Annotated in this window: 23 protein-coding genes; 10 read left to right on the plus strand and 13 right to left on the minus strand. The window is 43.0% G+C overall.

Annotation, left to right across the window (positions count from 1 at the left end; translation table 11 throughout):
• Positions 1-249 precede the first annotated feature (249 nt).
• The 3 genes from BIZ39_RS06640 to BIZ39_RS06650 form a co-directional block, all read right to left on the minus strand.
• Positions 250-822, minus strand: coding sequence for a YSC84-related protein (locus BIZ39_RS06640; protein ID WP_014950022.1), 573 nt, complete (start codon positions 820-822; stop codon positions 250-252).
• A gap of 180 nt (positions 823-1,002) precedes the next feature.
• Positions 1,003-1,272, minus strand: a complete 270-nt coding sequence (locus tag BIZ39_RS06645) for a DUF6482 family protein (RefSeq protein ID WP_257721543.1) — start codon at positions 1,270-1,272, stop codon at positions 1,003-1,005.
• Positions 1,273-1,388: 116 nt separating this feature from the next.
• Entirely contained in the window at positions 1,389-1,871 is a 483-nt protein-coding gene (locus BIZ39_RS06650) for a DUF2244 domain-containing protein (RefSeq protein ID WP_014950020.1), read from the minus strand.
• A gap of 152 nt (positions 1,872-2,023) precedes the next feature.
• On the opposite strand from BIZ39_RS06650, the gene BIZ39_RS06655 reads away from it, so the two are divergent.
• The 3 genes from BIZ39_RS06655 to BIZ39_RS06665 all read left to right on the plus strand — a co-directional run bounded on the left by BIZ39_RS06655 (position 2,024) and on the right by BIZ39_RS06665 (position 4,654).
• Positions 2,024-2,932, plus strand: coding sequence for a sulfite exporter TauE/SafE family protein (locus BIZ39_RS06655; protein ID WP_014976941.1), 909 nt, complete (start codon positions 2,024-2,026; stop codon positions 2,930-2,932).
• 113 nt (positions 2,933-3,045) lie between these two features.
• Positions 3,046-4,350, plus strand: a complete 1,305-nt coding sequence (locus BIZ39_RS06660; protein ID WP_187446639.1) for an alpha-amylase family glycosyl hydrolase — start codon at positions 3,046-3,048, stop codon at positions 4,348-4,350.
• 85 nt (positions 4,351-4,435) lie between these two features.
• Complete coding sequence (locus tag BIZ39_RS06665) at positions 4,436-4,654, plus strand: hypothetical protein (protein ID WP_049588654.1); 219 nt, start codon at positions 4,436-4,438, stop codon at positions 4,652-4,654.
• A 249-nt stretch (positions 4,655-4,903) separates the two neighbouring features.
• On the opposite strand, the gene BIZ39_RS06670 is transcribed toward BIZ39_RS06665, so the two are convergent.
• The 4 genes from BIZ39_RS06670 to BIZ39_RS06685 all read right to left on the minus strand — a co-directional run bounded on the left by BIZ39_RS06670 (position 4,904) and on the right by BIZ39_RS06685 (position 6,972).
• A complete protein-coding gene (locus BIZ39_RS06670) occupies positions 4,904-5,461 on the minus strand; it encodes a DinB family protein (RefSeq protein WP_236552046.1) in 558 nt (185 codons plus the stop codon).
• A 50-nt stretch (positions 5,462-5,511) separates the two neighbouring features.
• On the minus strand, positions 5,512-5,817 hold the full coding sequence (locus BIZ39_RS06675; RefSeq protein WP_187446640.1) for a hypothetical protein: 306 nt from the start codon (positions 5,815-5,817) through the stop codon (positions 5,512-5,514).
• Between the two features lie 179 nt (positions 5,818-5,996).
• Complete coding sequence (locus BIZ39_RS06680) at positions 5,997-6,308, minus strand: hypothetical protein (protein ID WP_159578111.1); 312 nt, start codon at positions 6,306-6,308, stop codon at positions 5,997-5,999.
• 121 nt (positions 6,309-6,429) lie between these two features.
• Complete coding sequence (locus BIZ39_RS06685) at positions 6,430-6,972, minus strand: DUF6624 domain-containing protein (RefSeq protein WP_187446641.1); 543 nt, start codon at positions 6,970-6,972, stop codon at positions 6,430-6,432.
• An 828-nt stretch (positions 6,973-7,800) separates the two neighbouring features.
• On the opposite strand from BIZ39_RS06685, the gene BIZ39_RS06690 reads away from it, so the two are divergent.
• Complete coding sequence (locus tag BIZ39_RS06690; protein ID WP_187446642.1) at positions 7,801-8,688, plus strand: hypothetical protein; 888 nt, start codon at positions 7,801-7,803, stop codon at positions 8,686-8,688.
• Positions 8,689-9,028: 340 nt separating this feature from the next.
• On the opposite strand, the gene BIZ39_RS06695 is transcribed toward BIZ39_RS06690, so the two are convergent.
• The 4 genes from BIZ39_RS06695 to BIZ39_RS06710 all read right to left on the minus strand — a co-directional run bounded on the left by BIZ39_RS06695 (position 9,029) and on the right by BIZ39_RS06710 (position 12,304).
• Complete coding sequence (locus BIZ39_RS06695; protein WP_187446643.1) at positions 9,029-9,652, minus strand: phosphatase PAP2 family protein; 624 nt, start codon at positions 9,650-9,652, stop codon at positions 9,029-9,031.
• A gap of 134 nt (positions 9,653-9,786) precedes the next feature.
• A complete protein-coding gene (locus BIZ39_RS06700) occupies positions 9,787-10,482 on the minus strand; it encodes a calcium-binding protein (protein ID WP_187446644.1) in 696 nt (231 codons plus the stop codon).
• A 320-nt stretch (positions 10,483-10,802) separates the two neighbouring features.
• Entirely contained in the window at positions 10,803-11,201 is a 399-nt protein-coding gene (locus BIZ39_RS06705; protein WP_187446645.1) for a GFA family protein, read from the minus strand.
• Positions 11,202-11,248: 47 nt separating this feature from the next.
• Positions 11,249-12,304, minus strand: coding sequence for an aromatic ring-hydroxylating oxygenase subunit alpha (locus BIZ39_RS06710; RefSeq protein ID WP_168462830.1), 1,056 nt, complete (start codon positions 12,302-12,304; stop codon positions 11,249-11,251).
• A 161-nt stretch (positions 12,305-12,465) separates the two neighbouring features.
• Between BIZ39_RS06710 and BIZ39_RS06715 the strand changes: the two genes are divergently transcribed.
• Positions 12,466-13,386: a cation diffusion facilitator family transporter gene (locus BIZ39_RS06715; RefSeq protein WP_187446646.1), complete on the plus strand. Its 921-nt coding sequence runs from the start codon at positions 12,466-12,468 to the stop codon at positions 13,384-13,386.
• A 103-nt stretch (positions 13,387-13,489) separates the two neighbouring features.
• Positions 13,490-13,822 (plus strand): hypothetical protein, encoded by a 333-nt coding sequence (locus tag BIZ39_RS06720; protein WP_044556999.1) that lies wholly within the window; start codon positions 13,490-13,492, stop codon positions 13,820-13,822.
• Positions 13,823-13,897: 75 nt separating this feature from the next.
• Here the strand turns inward: BIZ39_RS06720 and BIZ39_RS06725 are convergent, their stop codons facing one another.
• Complete coding sequence (locus BIZ39_RS06725) at positions 13,898-14,704, minus strand: EAL domain-containing protein (protein ID WP_080986429.1); 807 nt, start codon at positions 14,702-14,704, stop codon at positions 13,898-13,900.
• A 299-nt stretch (positions 14,705-15,003) separates the two neighbouring features.
• Positions 15,004-15,243, minus strand: coding sequence for a hypothetical protein (locus tag BIZ39_RS06730; protein WP_049587720.1), 240 nt, complete (start codon positions 15,241-15,243; stop codon positions 15,004-15,006).
• A gap of 252 nt (positions 15,244-15,495) precedes the next feature.
• Here BIZ39_RS06730 and BIZ39_RS06735 point away from each other — a divergent pair, with 252 nt between their 5' ends.
• From BIZ39_RS06735 to BIZ39_RS06750, 4 genes are all read left to right on the plus strand, one after another.
• A complete protein-coding gene (locus BIZ39_RS06735; protein ID WP_014950010.1) occupies positions 15,496-17,415 on the plus strand; it encodes an ATP-dependent DNA helicase in 1,920 nt (639 codons plus the stop codon).
• Positions 17,416-17,492: 77 nt separating this feature from the next.
• Positions 17,493-18,209, plus strand: a complete 717-nt coding sequence (gene tsaB, locus BIZ39_RS06740) for a tRNA (adenosine(37)-N6)-threonylcarbamoyltransferase complex dimerization subunit type 1 TsaB (RefSeq protein WP_187446647.1) — start codon at positions 17,493-17,495, stop codon at positions 18,207-18,209.
• Positions 18,210-18,339: 130 nt separating this feature from the next.
• Complete coding sequence (locus BIZ39_RS06745) at positions 18,340-18,633, plus strand: hypothetical protein (protein WP_014950008.1); 294 nt, start codon at positions 18,340-18,342, stop codon at positions 18,631-18,633.
• Between the two features lie 342 nt (positions 18,634-18,975).
• Complete coding sequence (locus tag BIZ39_RS06750; protein WP_014950007.1) at positions 18,976-19,629, plus strand: Slp family lipoprotein; 654 nt, start codon at positions 18,976-18,978, stop codon at positions 19,627-19,629.
• Positions 19,630-19,646: the final 17 nt, after the last annotated feature.

The raw sequence follows: 19,646 nt of genomic DNA on the forward strand, positions 1-19,646 counted from the left end.
ATACTTACATCAGCCGATGTGTACACTGCGCAATATTACGCAGATAAAGGATTGAAAAGTGCTAAGCATTTTCCTGGATTGGCGAGTCTTTGCGATATTAGTCTTGAGCCGCGGGATATTTTTATTGTAAAGGTTTAGAGCGGTAGCGGGCAGTTGTGCAGAAAAAATAAAAAGGCCTCTTGCATTCAAGAGGCCTTCGGTGTGTTGGAGCGCTAATCGCTAATATGGTTAGGAATAGTTAGGGCAGAATTAGTTTAGTTCTTTATCTACCCAAAATTTCGTGCCTTTAACAGTGGCCTGTAATGTAAGGCCGCTTTCAGTCATAGTATACACTGTGACGTTACCCAAGTAGCCTTCGCCTTCTGCAGATGCACCTTTGTTACCGGCTTTCGCTGCTACATCCGCGTTACCACCTACGGTCCATCCATTTTCAATAAAGTGATTCATCGCTTTTTGTGTGTGGAAAACCATAACAATTCGGTAATCTTTTGCGCCTAAGCCAAGGCCTACGCCACCTTCGGCCATATTCATATATGTTTTTGCGCCGGTTACATTATTGTTTACAACACCATAGCCTGTGCCCGCCGCCACAAAGAATACGTTGATGTTAGCATTGGTAAATACGGCGTAGCCGGCAGCGTCTTTTACCTGAGAGCGCGTATCGGGCTTTTCAGAATAAAGGCGGGCAAGCGCGTTATCTTGCATATCTAAAATAGCTTGTCGCTTTTCAGCAACAGTTCCGTCGCCCATCGAAGCGCACGCCGTCAAGGCTAACACGGCAGCCACAAACACAGATTTAATAGCTAACTTACTTATTTTCATGCAATTCTCCTTAGCATGTAGGTATTTTATTAACTACAGAAGAAGACCATTCTTACTGTTTCTAATTCAATAAAATACCGTTTTAATTTACGTCACATTAGTTGTACGCAAAAAACGTGCTAAGTGGTGCATGGAACATTGAAAACTATTGGTCTTACTTGCTAGTACACCTGCAAGTCGCTACCACTCAATTTCAAGCTCTAACGCACCGGGATGATCGGTTTGACCAACCATTTCTTCATACGGTGTGCTTTGACGGAGCCAAACTTTCTCAAAGGCTTGAGAGTCAAAATGCTCCCTAATCTCGTTCAAACAGTGAAACGTTTTAGGTTGTGACTTGTTGTCGCGAACCAAGGTGCGTGAGGCGCCCATACCGGTTGATGCGAGGTAATTGCCGCCTTCTAGTGACTCGATGTATAAGTTCATAGTGTAACCCTCATTAGGTCGCAACTCGTTATAGCTGCGTCTTGTATCTAATTAGTCGAAAATAGCCACAATGATCATTAATTTTGTGTCATGCACGATAAGGAGCCTTACGCATTGGTTGCATTTCAAAGCAACACGAATTACCACCACTTATTCGAACATACTGCGATCCCCGCCTTTTGCATACATTCATGAACACGCTCTTTGTCTTCTAAATTTAAAAATGATCCCACTTCAAATTGCTGCAGAGGGGCTTGTAGCACAAGCTGTGGCGCACATTTTAAGCTCAAGTCTTTTTTATAGTACAAGGACGTATCAGGGCGGAAGAATTCTATGCTGATACCGTTCGAGCTAGTGACTTGAATGCTGTTTGATGAAATTAAGAGCGTCTCCCAGCGGTATGTTGCTTTAGAAACCAAATACATAATCAGTGCCAGTAACCCGACCTCCAATCCTGCAAAAGGTAATATGACCCACGCACCGGCCAGTGACCAAGCAATAGCTATCGAGCTGATAAAAAGGGCAAAAGCTGCAATAAGGTGCTTTGTCTGTTGCCATGTTGCTGAGCGGTTTGGCGAAAGATGCAGTTGCACCTGGTGCTCAAATGTAGATACTTCAACCATGTTTTTAAAATGCTGTATATGATATCTGTGTAAGTAAAACCTTATACGTAGTGGGATAACAATAGTTTGAAAATTGTACAGGTGCTAGTTGGCTGCGTACTTAGAAAAGTCATGCCGTGTAACTTGCCGTATTATCTGCCTTAAGGACGTATGTGATTTCTCTCATCAAGCAAAACGCTGGCAAAACAGCGTTGATAGTACTTTTATTTTTATGGATCGGCAGTTTGCTAGCGCAACCAGCCCCTATTGAGCTTGTTAAAGAGTTCGGGCTTTTCAGCGTTCTTGGCGTTATTGGTGCTATATTTGCGAACGCCACTGGAGCTGGCGGTGGCGTGGTTTTCGTTCCGTTTTTTAACTACCTGTCATTTTCTGCGCAAAGCGTTGTGGCAACGAGTTTCGCCATCCAATGCTGTGGTATGACCGCGGGGGCACTAACTTGGGCCGCGTATTATAAACACCAACACAAGTATGATCAGTATTGGAAGGCATTACCCAGTGTACTGATGTTAACGGTTCCCTCGTCAATATGCGGCATAGGATTCGCTCAGTATTCTTCTCAAAGTACACGGCTTCTAGAGCATTTGTGGGGTGGGGCCAATAACCTTCACATCGCTTTTGGTAGTTTTTCTATTCTATTAGCAATCGCAATATTTGCTTCTATTCCGCTAATGAAGCGTACCCATTTCAAAAAAGACTTACATACGAAAGATCTTTTGCTTTTACCTTTCATTGGTTTTTTAGGCGGCATTATCACCGCGTGGCTTTCGGTAGGAGTAGGAGAGTTAGTCGCTGTTTACCTCATAATTCGAGGGTTTAATGTAACTTTGTCTATTGCCAGCGCGGTTATCTTGTCGGCTTTTACTGTGTGGTCTGCATTGCCGTATCACGCTTTTATAAGCGAGTCTGTGGTATGGCAGGTTGTTTTGTTTGCTGGGGCTGGTGCAATAGTCGGTGGAACGATTGCAAAGTTTGTTGTTTTAGCATTTTCGGTTCAGCGTCTAAAACTTTTTTTCGGTATTTGGGTACTAATTTTAGGTGTTACAAGTTTACCTATTCTTTAAGCCACGAGCTTGCGGCAGTTAAAGGCCCAGCTCGCTGCAATTTGAAGCCTAAAGTAACGCGACGCAGAACCAGATTCTTCTTCTAAACGCTAATCTCGATAAGGAAAGATAATATGGATATCAATCCTGTTCCTAAGAAACGATATAACGTGCTTCAGCCAGAATGGTCATCTCACGCTGTTATTTATCAGGTCAACACACGACAGTTTTCAGAGCAAGGTAATTTTGAAGGAGTGAGAAAGGGGTTATCCCACATTAAATCACTTGGCGCTGATATTGTTTGGCTTATGCCTGTACACCCTATTGGTAAAAAGAATAAAAAGGGAGAGCTTGGAAGTCCCTATGCAGTAAAAGACTATCTGGCCATTAACCCTGAATTTGGTAGCGAAGAGGATTTCAAAGCGCTGGTGGATGAAGCGCACAAGCTTTCGCTAAAAGTCATCATAGACTGGGTGCCAAATCACAGTGCGTGGGATAATCCTTTGGTTGAACAGCACCCCGAGTGGTACGCCAAAGACTACAAAGGAGATTTTCGTCCATCTCCGTGGTGGGATTGGAGCGATATCATAGAGTTTGATTATGAACACGTTGGCCTTCGCAAATACATGATTAACGCGTTGTGTTATTGGGTTGAAAAGTTCGACATTGATGGGTTTCGCTGTGATGTAGCGGGGTATGTCCCCAACGATTTTTGGCAGCAAGCAGTGCAAACGCTAAGCGCAATCAGACCAGTCTTCATGTTGGCTGAATGGGAGAATCGAGATCTTCACGAAAATGCGTTCAATATGACATACGCATGGAGTTGGAACGAGACGCTACACGAACTCGCACACGGACAATGTTCGCTGGATAGGTTGCGCAAGTATTATTCGTGGAACGAACGCAGCTGGCCTCACTCCGCTTACAGAATGACCTTCGTTAGTAATCATGACAAAAATGCCTGGGATGGCACTCAGCGCGAACAATTTGGTGATGCGCTTGAAGCCTGCATTGCGTTGTCGGTGGTAGGTGAAGGTATGCCGCTCATTCACAACGGGCAAGAAGCCGGGGAAACCAAGCGTTTAGCGTTCTTTGAGCACGATCCTATACACTGGCAAGAACATGAAATAGGCAACTTGTACCGCAAGCTAATTGCTCTTAAAAAGTCCAAAGCCGTGCTAGGGAACGGAGAGTACGGGGCAAGAATGATACAGGTGCCAAACTCTAAGATGGATAAGGTATTTAGCTTTGTACGTTGTAGTGAAAGTGAAAAAGTGTTCGTTGTGATTAATTTTTCAAATGAGTATCTAGAGGTGACCTTTGAAGAACCATTGTTTCAAGACGAATATACACAATGGCAGCATGAGGAGAAGCGAAATTTTGAAGCTGGTTCTGTCTGTGAGCTTGAACCTTGGCAGTTTGAAATTTGGGTAGCTTGAAGCGTTGATCGTTTGGCGTAGTGTTTAACTACAAAAGGTATATAAGATTTTTCATTTTTTACTGAGTAAAGATTAAGGACTAACTATGACTACGAATGATCCAACTGAAAAAAGCGAAGACCGCTCGTTAAATAATCACGCTGCGCTGAAAACATCCATTGCCAATGGTGATGTAAAAGAGGTCAAGACGCGACTTGAAGGGCATACTTTGAATAAGCTAGAAAAAGGTTATCTTATCGATCTCGCACGCTTGAGTGGTAACAGTGAAATCGAGGAAGTGATCAAGTCTATACCCGAAAGTTAGGTGCTTACTTAATTCATCTAATGTGAATCTAATGTGATTCTGATGTGAATCAGTCTCAACTTGATCTGTCAGATTCGAATAATAGGACTCAATCAAATCTGAGAGTCGCATATGTGCCAGAAGCGGACGGTGGTAACACCCCACTAAGGGGCGATAATACATGGGCTTAAATTAGGATCGAAGTGACGCAGCCCATGTATTAGCGCCCCAGCGATCAGCGCGAGCGCCTTTAGTGGCTTGTTATACCCTTTAAGCGTTGGGTATTTTAACCAGCAAATCCGTGACGCCTAAATCTACACTAAGTTGTGACAACAGTGTAGAAACCTGTCCACGATGATGAGTTTGATGGTTAAAGAAGTGCAGCAGTAGATGTGCGAAGCATTTTGAATGCGAGACGCCTCTCATATTTTGATAGTTTAGGTTACTTGCTAAAATGCCCTCGGAAAGCTGATTAACAAAATTCAAGATTGTGTTGTCCAGACTTACTCTTTCTTGTTTAAGCAGGGCGAGCTCTGAGAACAAAAGTGAGTCTAGTTTTTCAGGCTTAGGCTTCGATGCTAACGAATCTAATGCAGTAAAAGTTTTAGAATGAGTGGCAAAACGTTTAAGCCAAATTATATCTGCCACCAAAATATGATTGAGTGTACCAATGATAGAATCAAAGAAAGCCCCTCTATCCTTGGCAAGTTCCTCTGAGCCTAAATTCGACGCAGCAGAATAAATAGATGCGTTCATCCATTTATTGTATTCAGCCATTAATATGAAATTGCTTTTCGAAGACATTCGTCCGCTGCTTGCGATTGTCATGTGCTTCCCCAAATGACCAGCGTTTTACAAAATTTGACATTGTTAGGTTGTCACGAAGTCTCTTTATGTAACAAGCCTTTAATTACTAATTCGCAGTTACCTTGATCTCTTTCAAATAATGCAATACTTGGAGCATAATAGACATTATTAGCGGCTTTTACTTGTAATAATCTTTTCGTTTTAGATTTGTTTCTAAGTTCGTCATTATTGGCGCTAGCTATTTCAACGTCGCACGATTGAAGTAACACTGTAGAAACTGACTCATCCTCAACTGCTAGTACTTCCTCTATTACAGCATTTTTTGCTAAAGCGCTCGAAGAGCACAACATTGAAATTATAAAAATTTTCTTTTTCATTGAGTTAATATCCTTGTTTTACTCATCTAAAAATAAGTTTTTTTTGATTAAGCGCTTTTTACGAAAATTCTTGCTACAAATAGCACATAACTTACTAATATGGCGAAGCCGCGCACGTGTTTGCGTCCCAGCGAGCGACAGCGAGTGCCATAATTTGTTTGTTAGGCCGTGCTGATAAGTTAGTCACGGCTATTAATAAAACTTTGTAACTCATCTGAGAAGCCGCTAATTTGTTTAGCTTCTAGAAGGCCGTCTGATTTCATTAATGCAAGTTGCAGCATAGCTTTAGACCTTGCATTGTAATCGAATATGTTGACGATACGTTTGTCGCTGTTTTCCATCAATTTATACAAATAAAGATATTTTGCATGATTTGAAAGTTCGGGATCATCGATTCCTTTACGCACATCGTCCAAAACTTGCTGGCAGCATTTATCTAATGCATCTGCCTTAACTTGTTTGAAGTGTTTCCAATCTGCCTCTGAAATCATGTTTTACCTCTATAGGCCTAAAATTAAGCTATGGGGCACATATGTGGTGCTATAATCGCGAAGCGGCCCCGCGTATGTGTCCCAGCGACGGCAGGGAGTGACTTAAGCGCGTTGTTAAGTCTCACTTACGACCACACATTCTCTCTGATGCCATATTCCAATAGGCTTGAGCTGTAGTCATTTTCATTTCACGCCTTCTATTATCAATATCTTCAATGTCCTGAATAGGAAATGGTGTGAAATCAGTGCCATCACATTTGCCTTGGGTTCCGTAAAGCTGTGGGCGATGAGTCCTATCATAAAGGTATGCGTAGTTAGCAGGATTAATCTTTCCTTCTAACGCTAAAGGGCGCATGATTTTAAGCATTTTGTCTTGAAACTCTTTGTTGTAGTCGGCATGTTGAACAATTATCCATGCTGCCTGCGAAGCATCTTTTCCGACCATATCGATAGTGGGCCAGCCAAATTCAGTAACAATTTCTTCGATTCTATTAGCTTGCTCTATGCGAAGTTTTTCGAAATCCCTATCAGTTTTTCCGTGTAATGTACTATGATCCAGTTCCATCATCTGATTTAGTTCTTGACGCAGACTGAAGTAATCATCTTTAGCAAATGAAAAGTTACTTGTTAGGCATATAAAGACAATGAGATATAAATTTTTCATATTACTCCTCCGTGAGACTTAACTTTTAAATAAGGGGCGCAGGCATGTGGGGCATAATGGCGAAGCCGCCCCGCATGAATGTGTCCCAGCGACCGAAGGGAGTGCCAACAGCGTTTTGTTAGGCGTACAAATGAACGCACGCAGCTTTGCTGCTACCACTAGCCGATAAGACCACTTATTTAAATTATTGAATTTAAGATAAAACAACCCTGTGCGAAATGCCAGATGTTAACGACATTGCTGGATAAAAGAGCGAGTTTAGAAAGCTGGTGATGTTGAATATTTGCGTTGCGATATTGATGAAAAGCGCGTTGCTAAAGCCGTTGAAACTATCAAAAAAGCAAGCTGTAAAGACAACCTAGCGAAACAACCTTGATGCTGTAATGTCACATCCGAATCACCATTTATTGCTGTGAGTAAATGACGCCTAACGCCCCGCTTAGGGGCAATAACACGTGGGCTAAAATTGGAGCGAAGCGACTGAGCCCACGTGTTATTGTCTCAGGGAGCTTGCGAACCTCCTAATTGATGCGTTTTATATATTTTCACTCATCGTATATTGAATATCATCATGAGGTGGAACGAACTGGAGTAATAAGCTATTTCATGACGAGAGTACTGGCACACCAATCACAGTTTTCCTGTACTAATCTCCCATCTACAGGTAAAGATGACGACTAATATATTACGTAAAACCAAAATAATTCCTCCGTTTAACTTTAACACGCTAGCCCACTCTGAAAGCCACCTGTAACATAGGGTAATGTGTAGAGCTAATTTGTCTTATATCAGGTCAATTTATGCGAACAAGCATCTAAAGGAATAGCTATGGCAGCCAAATCAACTATCACTCATCAATATGATTTACAAATGACAGTCATAGACATCGTGGCATTGCCTGAAGAACGCTGCGTGGCCTTGAGTTGGAGCCAAGATAGTGGGTATCAATTTATTGCGTTGCAAGAAGGTAACTTTGTTCCTCTTTCCTACACGATATCGTATGACTTAGAAGAACTCTCATGTGCTGCCTTGTTTAAAACTACATCTGGATTCGGCTGTGTATTCCCCGATAATGTTGTTACCTATACGCTCTCAGATAGTCACTTTCAAACATATCCTTTCGCCGAACCGTTTCCAATGGATGCTGCAAACCGTTCAACGTCACCGGTAAAAGCTCACATGGATGAACACACTGGTACAATCCACGTAATTTTCGAAGATTTCTTTTATAAAAGACGAGGACGGTTTATTTCAAAAATAAGTTTAAATAACAACCTTGCTCATTATTCCCCATTGTATGCTTTTCCGTTCAACACAGCTTGGTATCACGAATGTAGTGACATCTGTTTTGATAAAAGGCCTCTTGTGCTCGCCATTAATTGCCCATCACTATGGCACAAAAGAGAGCCGTGCCCTACGCGATCAACGCACCTAACGGTGATCAATGATGATGGTATCTCTAACGTGACTTCGACTGAACACGGCCATGGGAGCTTTTCTTCAGATAAACAACACCTGATGGTTAAAACAATCTTCAGTCCCTATAGCATTCATTTTTATTCTCTATCGGGTGATAAAGCATTTGTTCTAAACTTAACCCCCAAGCGGGTACTGGGAAACATTGATAAGAAGTGGTTGACACTCTTCGATAAATTTAACGACACTTTATGGCTTGCTCGCGATTATGATGTAACTCAGGTAAAGCTCTTGCGATAAACGCCTTACAATGCTTCGAACATAACTCTGCCAACTTCATTACACCGCTACGTTGGACTCAAATTAAGTAAAAATATGGGCAGTCCGTAAAAGGAAAGCTTTTATCGGACGAGTGAAAGTGAGTTTTTGTGGCTATCTCGACAGACTCCATTGCCCCTGACGCGGTTATCTAACTGAGTTATGTCAGACGTCCGCTTCACGCTCATAGCTGCCTGTTAGATTGAGTCTAAACCTATCCATCGAAACTGTGAGATCAGATATGAGCACTACATCTAATATAGGTGTGTCACTTCCTATAAAGAAAGGAGGCACACCGTAGCTCGTATTTCCGTGATTAGCGTTATTTAAATCGATTCGGCAGATGAGAGCTTTGCTTAAGACCTTCAACTTCATCTTCAACAGGCTTTTCGAGCTTTGACACCGCGTAGGCCACGCCAAAGCCCAAACAACTTCCCACCAAAACATCTGATAAGTGATGCGCGTCGCGCTTAGTCCTCGACTTTCCTATGACTGCTGTAGCAGCTAGGCCTGCCGCCGACGCTAACAATAAAGGTCCAGAACTACGAGGTATTGAACCAGCCACTGCGGCTACTGCTGATGCATGTCCTGATGGCATAGAGTTAAATTTGTCTTTCAATGCGGGGCCTTTTATCTCAGGGCTGCTCTCTGCTCTTGGGCGCTTTCGTCCAATCAAACGTTTAAGCCCTGCGTTAAATAATCCCGCCACTGAAGCTGATAACGTCGACTTTAAAAGAAAGCGCTGCACCTTTGGTGCATGCGTCATCTTAGATAGCGCGTAAGCAGAACCCGTAATGGCGACGACAGATGGAGGTGTTGTCGCCTTGCTCAAAGTGCTTGATGTTATAAAGTTCTCTTTATTTTGCGTTGTATTAGCGCTGGGCTTGTTCATTTTTCGCAGTGCTCGATACGCAAGTAGGCCTTTAATTCCTGTGGAAGATAACATAAAAATCCCTCTTAGATAAAGTGATGGACTATTGAGGAAAGTTCTTGCCGTGTACAACATTGAAGCCACGTGGCCAAAACATGCTGTAAACGTAGAAAAAGAGCCGCACGTGCGGCCCTAACATCACTTAGTCATTACTCTTCAGAACTATCACTTGAGTTACTTTCAAACTTACTCTGATAACGCTTAAATTCCGTACGCGTAATTAATTCATCGTCATTTGCGTCAATATTATCAAAATCACGTGTTACACCACTTCGCGAGGCTTCAGCTTTAGTAAGCTTACCGTCGCTGTTAGCGTCCATCATCTCAAATTTACTGCGCGCAATGACCGCTTCATCTGCGATAACCGTATTATCGTGAACAACAGTATCTTCAGCGACTTTGTCAACGTTTGTCTTTTCTAAGTTTCCGTTAGCCTTCAACTCAGTCTTAGCTCGTAGTTCGTGAGTCAGCCTTTTGTCTTTCGTCGCGGCAACCACTTCATCGACATCAGTATCAACTTTAACTTCCGTTTCCATTGTACCTTCTGTACCCATACTCTCTTTCATCGATTTTACCGTTGCAAGCACGTCGTCATCGAAATGTTGAGGGTGCTTCGTTACATGAGCATTGAACTCTTTAATTGAAAGCTGCATGTCTGAATTGGTATCAATTTTGGAAAAGTGCGCATAAATCTCATCGTCGTCAGCTTCTTCTCGTGAAATATAGCCGTTGTCATCGTTATCCAAATCGGCAAATGTGGTGTCTATTTTTTCGATACCATTGCCGGCAAACGCGGCAGTAGAAAGTGCGGCGCTGATTAGTGTAGCAATTGTTAATTTTTTCATATCTAACTCCTTGGTTTTTCGGCCTCCATACTGCTTAAAAACGGAGGAGAGTATTCACATGGAGTTATTCACAGCATATGCCATTTCAATAAAATGTTTTTAGATCATTGGTTTATGTTTTTTGAAAGGTTGGGTGACGACAGGCGGAATTGTGAGATCTATAGAATTTTCTGAAAAAGTTACTCGCTATTTTTGACAAAAACGGAACACGTTAAGCGGAGAATGTTTTGAATGCGAGCAACAATCGACCTGCCGTTATTCAAGCAGCGAACTTTGTTTAGTATAAAGCCATTAGGTTTCGAATGAGTATTCAATGTTTGTTACGGTAAACGTTCAAATTTTGTGATGGTTTCTAAGCTTTCTTCCCACGCAGCTTTGCTTACGCCGAAGATATGTGCAGTAGGTTTAATCAGTAGTTTTGTATCCAGACACCCAGCGGGTACGGCTAGAATGTCACCGAGTTGAGTACACGGAAGGGCTGAACCACAAATTTTACAGAAACTTTTGCTATGACGCGTGTTCTCGAGCGTGAAGTTGACTACAGCGTCAACACCCGATGCCCAAGTTAATATAGCCGAACTTGAAAACAGGTTGGCTGCGAAGGCCGAACCTGTATCCTTTTGACAATGTTTGCAGTGGCACAGATAAAAACTGTCAAAATCACCCTCAATTTTAAAAGTTACCGACCCGCACAAACAAGACCCTTTGTAATTGTTCATCAAAACTCCTTTTTTGTGAAATACCACTATTTAAAGCACCAAGACTGCTACTGTTTAGCAAGCCAATCGTAAAAATGCGCCACGCCTGCTTCTAAAAACGGTTCTATGGGACCGTGTTCTTCTTCGCCTGATAAATAAAGTGCTCGTCGACCTTTTTCTAGCAATAGGCAGGCTTCTTCATCTTCTACCGCTGTTTCCATATAGGCCGCTTTTTCCGCTGCAAAGTAGTCTGGCATATCTTTATAAAGTGCTTCGGGATAATAAAATTCAACGTGGTTTACACATGCGCCGGCACCCTTGGGGTAAATCGTGCTGACGACAATAATATCTGGGTACCACTCAATCATAATATTAGGGTACAAAAAGCACCATATTGCGCCAAAGCGAGGAAGTGTTTGCCCGAATCGTGCCAATAATGCGTCTTGGAACTCTCTGTAACGCGGTGTTGTGCGCTTGGTAAGCTGGTCGCCTAGCCCAACTTTTTGAACTGAAAAATCATCGCCAAACGACCATTCTAAATCATCGGGTTTAACAAACTGGCGAAGCCCAGGGTGCATGGAGTACACGTGATAGTTCTCTAGATAGATTTCGATAAATGTCTTCCAGTTAAATTGATATTCCGACGTTTCAGAACCGGCGTAAAAGTAATCGGTAAAGTCGAGATAGTCCTCAAGCCCAAGGGCAGATAAGTCCATATTAGGAGATCGCCCTCGAAATAGAAGACCGTTCCACACTGACAGTGATTCCTTTTTCAACTGACCGCTAGGGGCATCCTTAAAGTGGGGCGCACCTTTAAGCTGGCCTGTATTGTCATAGCCCCAGCAGTGGAGTTTACAAACTATGCTGCGTGCCCTGCCTTGCCCTTCAAGAAGTTGAGCTTGTCGATGTAAGCAAATATTGGATATAAGTTCATAATTCTCACCTTGATTAAACAACGCATAACGGTCGTTAAAGTGAGGCAGTACTTGATAGCTAAACTTCTCTGGCACCATTAGGGAATGGCCCGCATAAGCAAGCCCTCGAGAGAATGCTTGCTCGACTTCCTGCCGGCTTTCATCAGCATCAAAGTAACTTTTTATAGAAGGATGGGTAACGATTTTCATAGTTTAAAACGGGTGCTAAAAACGCAGTGCGTTGAGTCGAAATAATATAGGCGCTATGTATCACTGAATTGCTTAAAAAAATAGCAATATTTTATTTAAAGCACTATTTTTTTTAAAATATCGGAGTAGAATCCGCGCACCTTAATTTCGAAGTGATTTTCATGGACATTGGCTTCCATCACCTTGAAGAAAAGCGTCTATTAACGCTTTCTTTTTATATTGCCGGTGCATTTGTCGTTATTGCGCTTGGTTTTGCCATTTTAACCAGCTCTGGCGCTATTTTATTTGATGCTGCTTACTCATTAATTGCTTTTGTTATGTCAATGCTAACGCTAAAAGTAGCTAACTTGGTTCAACGTCCTGATGATGACCGTTTCCACTTCGGTTACACGGCCATTGAGCCGACATTGAACATGTTCAAATCGCTTATCATCATTGCCACGTGTGTGTATGCCGTTGCAAGTTCAGTTCAGAGTTTGTTGGCGGGTGGACATGCTGCTGAATATGGTATTGGTATGTTTTACGGCGTGGTAGCGACAGTTGGCTGTTTCAGTATATCTATTTATATGCGCGTCAAAGGTAAGCACTTGGTGTCTGATTTAGTCAAAGTTGATTCGCATACGTGGATGATAGATGGTGTGTTGAGCGCCTCTATTTTGTTCGCTTTTATTTTAGCTTACGCGTTGGAATCGACTGAGTATAAAACATGGGCGCCGTATGTAGACCCGGTATTGTTGATTATACTTGGTTCGGCAATGCTTCCTGTACCGTTTAAAATTTTGCGCGAAAGTTTAAATGAAGTGATCAATAAAGCTCCTCCTGAGTCTATTTCAGCGGTAATCGAGAAAAAATTCAAAAAAACGTTGGCTGACGTACCGTATGAGCATGTGGAGGTGCGAATTAGTAAGCGGGGTAGGGATGTTTATCTGCTAGTCCATATTATTGTGGATGATGCATTCTCGTTTGCAACGATCAGTGAGTTAGATGAAATTCGACTGAAATGCGAAGCAGAGATGCGCGAGTGGGACCCAGCAATTATCATGGACATCTTGTTCATCAAAGATCCTGAACTAGCAGAGTAATGATATAGGGTGAATATGATATTTCTCGTATTCACCCCTTGCGTGGCTGGCAAAATTCTCCAAATTTTCCGATAATCAAGTCTTTAAGCTAAATGAAGATGTGATGGAAACGCGACTTCCGCTATATAAAAAGCTGCTGGTGATGTACAGAATAGAGCCGGGGTGTTTAGGGCCGCAAGGTACAGACTACGTCGAAGAGTTTTGTGTATTCGCTAAAAAGCGGCTAAAAGACAAACACGGGCATTGCTTGCGATGGACGATTAAGCCGCGCTATGACAAAACACTACCTGAGTTGGAGTTTCAAATAAAAAACGGAGTGGTTTCGCGTGACAATGCCGCTAAGTACATGGATAGCTTCAACATTGATATTGACGCATTTGAAGAAGAGTTAGAAGAGTCGCTGGCAGATTTGGTTGACGCGTTTTTCGAACGATAAACCGGTGCTGCTTAAATTAACTTTCAGCGTTTTAACTGTAAGATTCAGGCTGGATTAGATTGTAATCAAGCCTACTTAATTAAACTTCTCCTCAGGTACGCTTGGAAATGTTTCAAAAAGCGGAGGAGAGAAAAAGTATCCTTGCTGTTTTACTATATTTAATTCCGCCAATGTATCTCGTTCAGCTTTGGTCTCTACACCTTCAGCAAGCACATCTATGTTTAGTGCTGAGCAAAGCTCGGCAAGTGCCTTTACTATTAACGTTTTCCTATTGCTTGTATCTATGTCACGAATTAGGCTCATATCAATCTTGATACTGTCTGGGGCGAGTTTAGCTAACCAGTCTAAATTGGCAAAGCCCGAGCCGAAGTCGTCAATAGCAACCTTAAAGCCGATTTCTTTATAATAATCGATAATATTTTGAAGGTGAGCAGTGTCAGCTATTTTTTCTTCTTCAACCACTTCAAACGTAATTTGCTCCCTTGGAAAGCCATATTTATCAGCTGCGGCGAGTGTGGTGCGAATACAAATGTTAGGTTTATAAACAGCCCCGGGCATAAAATTTATGCTTAGCCGCTCTTTAATCTTAGCTTCTGCGGCTAATGCAATGGCCTTAACTCTGCAAGACTGGTCAAATTTATAAACGTTTTGAGCTGTGACCTGACTTATAACGGTGTGAGCAGGCTCATTATTTAGCCCTCTTACCAATCCTTCAAAACCAAACGTGCATTTTTGTGACAGGTCAATAAGAGGCTGAAACGCCATGGTAAAGTCAAAATCAAGTGCTTCTCCATTGAGGCAGCCTTCACACGACAGTTCTCTCGTTTCTTGCTCTTTGATGTATATGGGAAGTTCTGACGCTGAAATGCCGCTAAAATTCATGAGGCCCACTTGGTAAGGAATTAATGAAGTGTAACTTGACATTGCAATTATCACACTTGTTAAGGCAAGTAGCAAGGTAACTGTTTGATTCGACGATGAGACTACTCGGAGTAGTAATTCTCGTTTGGGTAGCTGCAGTCTTATCGGCGATAAGTTCATTTCAGCGCTTATAAAAATTAGGAAGTAGACTGGAGCTAATTGCGTGGTAAGCGCAATTTAATACTTTCTTGGTATAAAAAGGGGCATAAAAAAAGCCTCAACGCATACGTTGAGGCTTCCATACTAATCCCACTGTTGTATTAGTTTAAAGACTTCAGCTTTTGATAACCTTCAGCTTCCAGTTCGTCATTTACGCACTCCAGTACAAACACATCTTCTGGCTTGCCTTTAGTGCCTTCTTCTTCAGCGATTTCTTTGCAGAACTGGGTTAATTCCGCTACCAGCTCTGCAGGTGCTTCGTCTGATGCAGCTGCAATTACAGAGAACGCCATTGCGCTTAAACCTACTAAGCCTAAACCTATAAAGCGTAAACCTTTCATAATTACCTCGTTTAATAGTTGAGTGTAAACATTTACGAGCTGGATATTGCGCCTAAGTGTTAAGATTAAAAAGCTAATTTTTTTGTTCTAGAAGACAAATTCTTTTCATCAAAAATTTAACAATTGTTTTGACTCTAAAAGGCGTCAGGTAGCAAATGCTGACGCTAAAATGAAAACCTTTAATGGGCATTCCATAGGCTTTTTGGCATAATGCGCCGCTTAAAGTAGAAAAGTAATGACAGCGCCTAAACCATGCCCACAATAAATAACGTATTCTCTTCAGATGGCCTCCTTGCAGGTGCTATCAAGGGGTTTGTACCTCGCGAAGCTCAAACTGAAATGGCAAAGGCGGTTAAGCGCGCTATTGATACCACTGGTAGTCTAATAGTAGAGGCCGGTACAGGAACGGGAAAGACTTTCGCTTATCTCGCTCCGGCATTGTTGAGCGACGGAAAAGCCATTGTTTCTACAGGGACTAAAAACTTACAAGAGCAGCTATTTCACCGCGACTTACCGCTGGTAAAAAAGGCCCTAGGCAGCAAGCGAAAAACCGCACTGTTAAAAGGCCGTTCAAACTATCTTTGTCTACACCGTGTAGCGCAGCACAGCGGCAACTCTACGCTGGTTGAAAAAGAGGTATTGGGTCAGCTTTCAGAAGTGAAACGTTGGTCTAGTACTACGAAAACAGGTGATATGGGGGAACTTAAAACCCTTCCCGAAGATGCCCGTGTTTTACCGCTGGTTACCTCTACAGTGGATAACTGCTTGGGCCGCGATTGCCCAGATTATGAAGATTGCTACTTGGTAAAAGCGCGCAGAAAGGCGCTGGATGCTGATATTATTGTGGTAAACCACCACCTTTTCTTTGCTGATATGGCACTGAAAGACACAGGGTTTGGCGAACTTATCCCAGAAGCTGATGCGATTATTTTTGATGAGGCTCATCAAATTCCCGATATTGCCAGCGATTACTTTGGCGAGTCACTTTCGACAAGACAAATTCACGATATTGCGAAAGATATCACGCTGTTGTTCAGAACAGTGCTAAAAGATGCTGGGCAGCTAGATAAAGCGGCTGACAAATGCAGGATGATTGCCTCTGATTTACGGTTATTGTTCCCGGATACGGCTGAACGCGGCAACTGGGCTGAGGCGTTAGACCGTGACGACGTGCGCATGCAGGTGGGCAAGCTGGCCGAAGCGCTAGGTGTACTGCATGAAGTGTGTAAGCTCCATATTGGCCGCGATAAAGATTTAGACAACATGTACGAACGTGTTGTGGCTGCAAGAGAGCAGTTAGATGCGTTAAGCGACAATAAGCAAGAAAATGTAAGTTTGTGGTATGAAACTACTCAGCGCCACCTCATTATGCATTTAACGCCCTTATCAATTGCCGCTAAATTCAGACGTTTCGTATCATCGCCGCCGCGCGGGTGGATTTTTACCTCGGCAACCTTAATGGTAAACGGCGGTTTTGATCACTTTCAGCGCCGCATGGGCTTAGAAGACGCAGAAACGTTAGGATTAGATAGCCCGTTTAATTATCCTGAACAGGCCATGCTGTGCGTGCCCCGCTATTTACCAGAACCAAACAGCTACGCTATGCGCGAAACTTTGCTAGAAACAGCCAAACGGCTAATCAAAGCAAGTCGCGGGAGATGTTTCTTGTTGTTTACTAGTCACGCTATGCTTCGAGAAATTGCGCAGAAGCTAGAAGATGAGATAGATAATCCGCTACTGGTGCAAGGGACTACCACCAAGCAAGCATTGCTGGATGCGTACCTTGCAGATGAAAAAGCGGTATTAATGGGCACAGGCGCTTTTTGGGAAGGAGTAGACGTTCGCGGCAACGACTTGGTTTGCGTGATGATTGATAAGCTGCCCTTTGCGTCACCTGATGACCCGCTGCTTCAAGCTCGTATGGAAGATGTAAAAAAACGTGGAGCAAACCCGTTTGGTGTTATTCAAATTCCCCAAGCTGTTATTACGTTAAAGCAGGGCGCGGGAAGACTCATCCGAGATCCTTCAGATAAAGGCGTGCTGGTTATATGTGACAATCGATTAGTGACGAAGCCTTACGCCAAAACCTTCGTCGGAAGCTTGCCAGATATGAAAAGAACAAGAAGCTTGGACGAAGTGGAAAAATTTTTAGCCGGCATTGATGAAGCCTAAGTTAAAGCACTGAAAAAGCGGTAAGCGTGTATTACGCCATTAGCCCCTTTTCAGCTTATATGAAATAAGAGATAAACATGAACATTTTAGCTATAGATACCGCAACCGAAGCTTGTTCGGTCGCGCTTCAATTCAAAGACACCGTCATAACGCGTTTCGAGATATGCCCTCAGCAGCATAGTCAGCGACTTCTTCCCATGGTCGATGAGGTGTTAAAAGAAGCAAAGGTTTCGCTGGGCGACCTAGATTTACTGGCTTTTGGTCGAGGCCCAGGCAGCTTTACCGGTGTTCGCATAGCGACGGGAATGATTCAAGGTTTAGCGTTAGGGACAGGCTTAAAAGTAGCGGGCGTGAGTACGCTCGAAGCTATGGCGTTTGAAGTAGCGTCTAAAACTCAGCATAAAGATGCATTGATTACCGTCGCGTCTGATGCGCGTATGGGTGAAGTGTACTTCGCGGTTTACTCTCAGTCGCAAAATGGGCTTGTACTTTGCACTGAAGAGCAAGTTTGTCCGCCCGAATTGGCTATTGAACAGCTAAAAGTACTTAGAGAAGAAAACGGCGCGGCTGTAATTGCAGCTGGCACCGGCTGGTCTGCCTACGAGGAGCTTGATAACTGGAAGTCTGAAGTATGTGGTGAGGTAGCGTCTGACATCACGCTTCCAAACGCGCAATACATGCTTAAACTTGCAATAGATGCACATAGTAAAGGCGAAGTATCTGACGCTGTGAATGTAGAACCTGTATATCTGCGCGATAAAGTAACGTGGAAAAAATTACCAGGCAGAGAGTAACGACACGCCGCCGAATATTGGGCGCCCATTATTAACAATAAGATAAATCGAGCAACGGGGAAAAGAGGGGCGAGTCTTAAGGTTAAAGCTCGCTTCCCAATGGTATGATTCTTGCCTCAGTTAACTTTGTATGATTATCAATAATAATTTCGCTGTACCGTCTTCCGAACCTTCGCAAGGCCGTGTCGCTAAAATTAACAAAGACCCTGAACAGCAAAGTAAAGGGCAAAGCGAATCGTCTGCTAGGGCGATTGTTGTTGCGCCCGACGAACAGGGAACGGATAACGCCAAAGCGTACCAACAATTCATTCGCGAAGATGGCAACACGTATTCTCAAAATGCCATAGCGTCATACACAAGCTTTGAAAAGCAGCAGCAACGCGAGTCTATTCAATCTATGTTCGGCGTGGACATCTACGCGTAGTTCAATTCCAAGCACCATAATTCACACCGTAGATAAATTTAACAAATTGTTAAAACCCGCTGTTTATTTGAACAAAAGCCTACCGTACATACTCTACAAATTGTTGGTTGGGATGATCTATCTCATTTAAGCGACATAGTGTTTGAACGGCAGTGGTTGTCCATTCGTATAAATGCTAATGTTTGGTTGTTGGTATTCGGTTTTTCTTTTTCTCATAAAGAGATACATGAAAGTAGAGGCGGGTTGTAATCGAAATTTCACTGTATTTTTTAAACAACCCAGTGCTTGTAGACTGACTTTTATTCAAACGCAGCATTTTCTAGGATTTATAGGAGCTCGTCGATGTCTCGGTATTTAGTTTTACTTACAGTCTTTTTATTTGCGGGCTGCACAATAGTCCCAGATAGCATAGAAGTGCCTGAAGGAACGCAGCTAGTTAGCTATTCGAAAGCGGTTACGTCGGGGGCGAACGCGCAAGGCCAAAAGGCCAGATGGGGAGGAATGATTGTTGGTGTTGAAAATAAGCCCAACAAAACGTTCATTGAACTCGCTCATTTTCCGCTAAATCATTATGGCAAGCCTTCAACAAATGGAGAGACGTCGGGTCGATTCAAAGTACAAATTGATGGCTTCGTCGACCCAATTGTTTTTGAAGAAGGGCGTGCGGCAACGTTTCTAGGTACAGTTACCGCTCCAACTGCGGGCATGGTGGGTGAGCAGCCCTACATTTATCCGACGATCATTGCCGATGACTACCACATGTGGAGGAAGCAAGAGGTTTATGATGTAAATACTTACTTCTTCAATTACCACACAGGTTGGTATTCACCTTTTTATCGCTTCAATGGCCCTTGGATGTATCCGCATTTTAATCGAACGCGCGTAATTCGTTACGAAAATGCGCCGAGCAAGGCCACGCTTCCTTCTAAATCTAAGTCTACACGAAGCAAGACAAAGGCAACGATACAGCCCGCAAGGCAGGATAAAGCGAAGTAAAAAACTTATCATGGAGG

Origin of the sequence: Alteromonas sp. BZK5 (assembly GCF_014349115.1) — a bacterium.
In the GTDB taxonomy this organism is placed as follows: domain Bacteria; phylum Pseudomonadota; class Gammaproteobacteria; order Enterobacterales; family Alteromonadaceae; genus Alteromonas; species Alteromonas macleodii.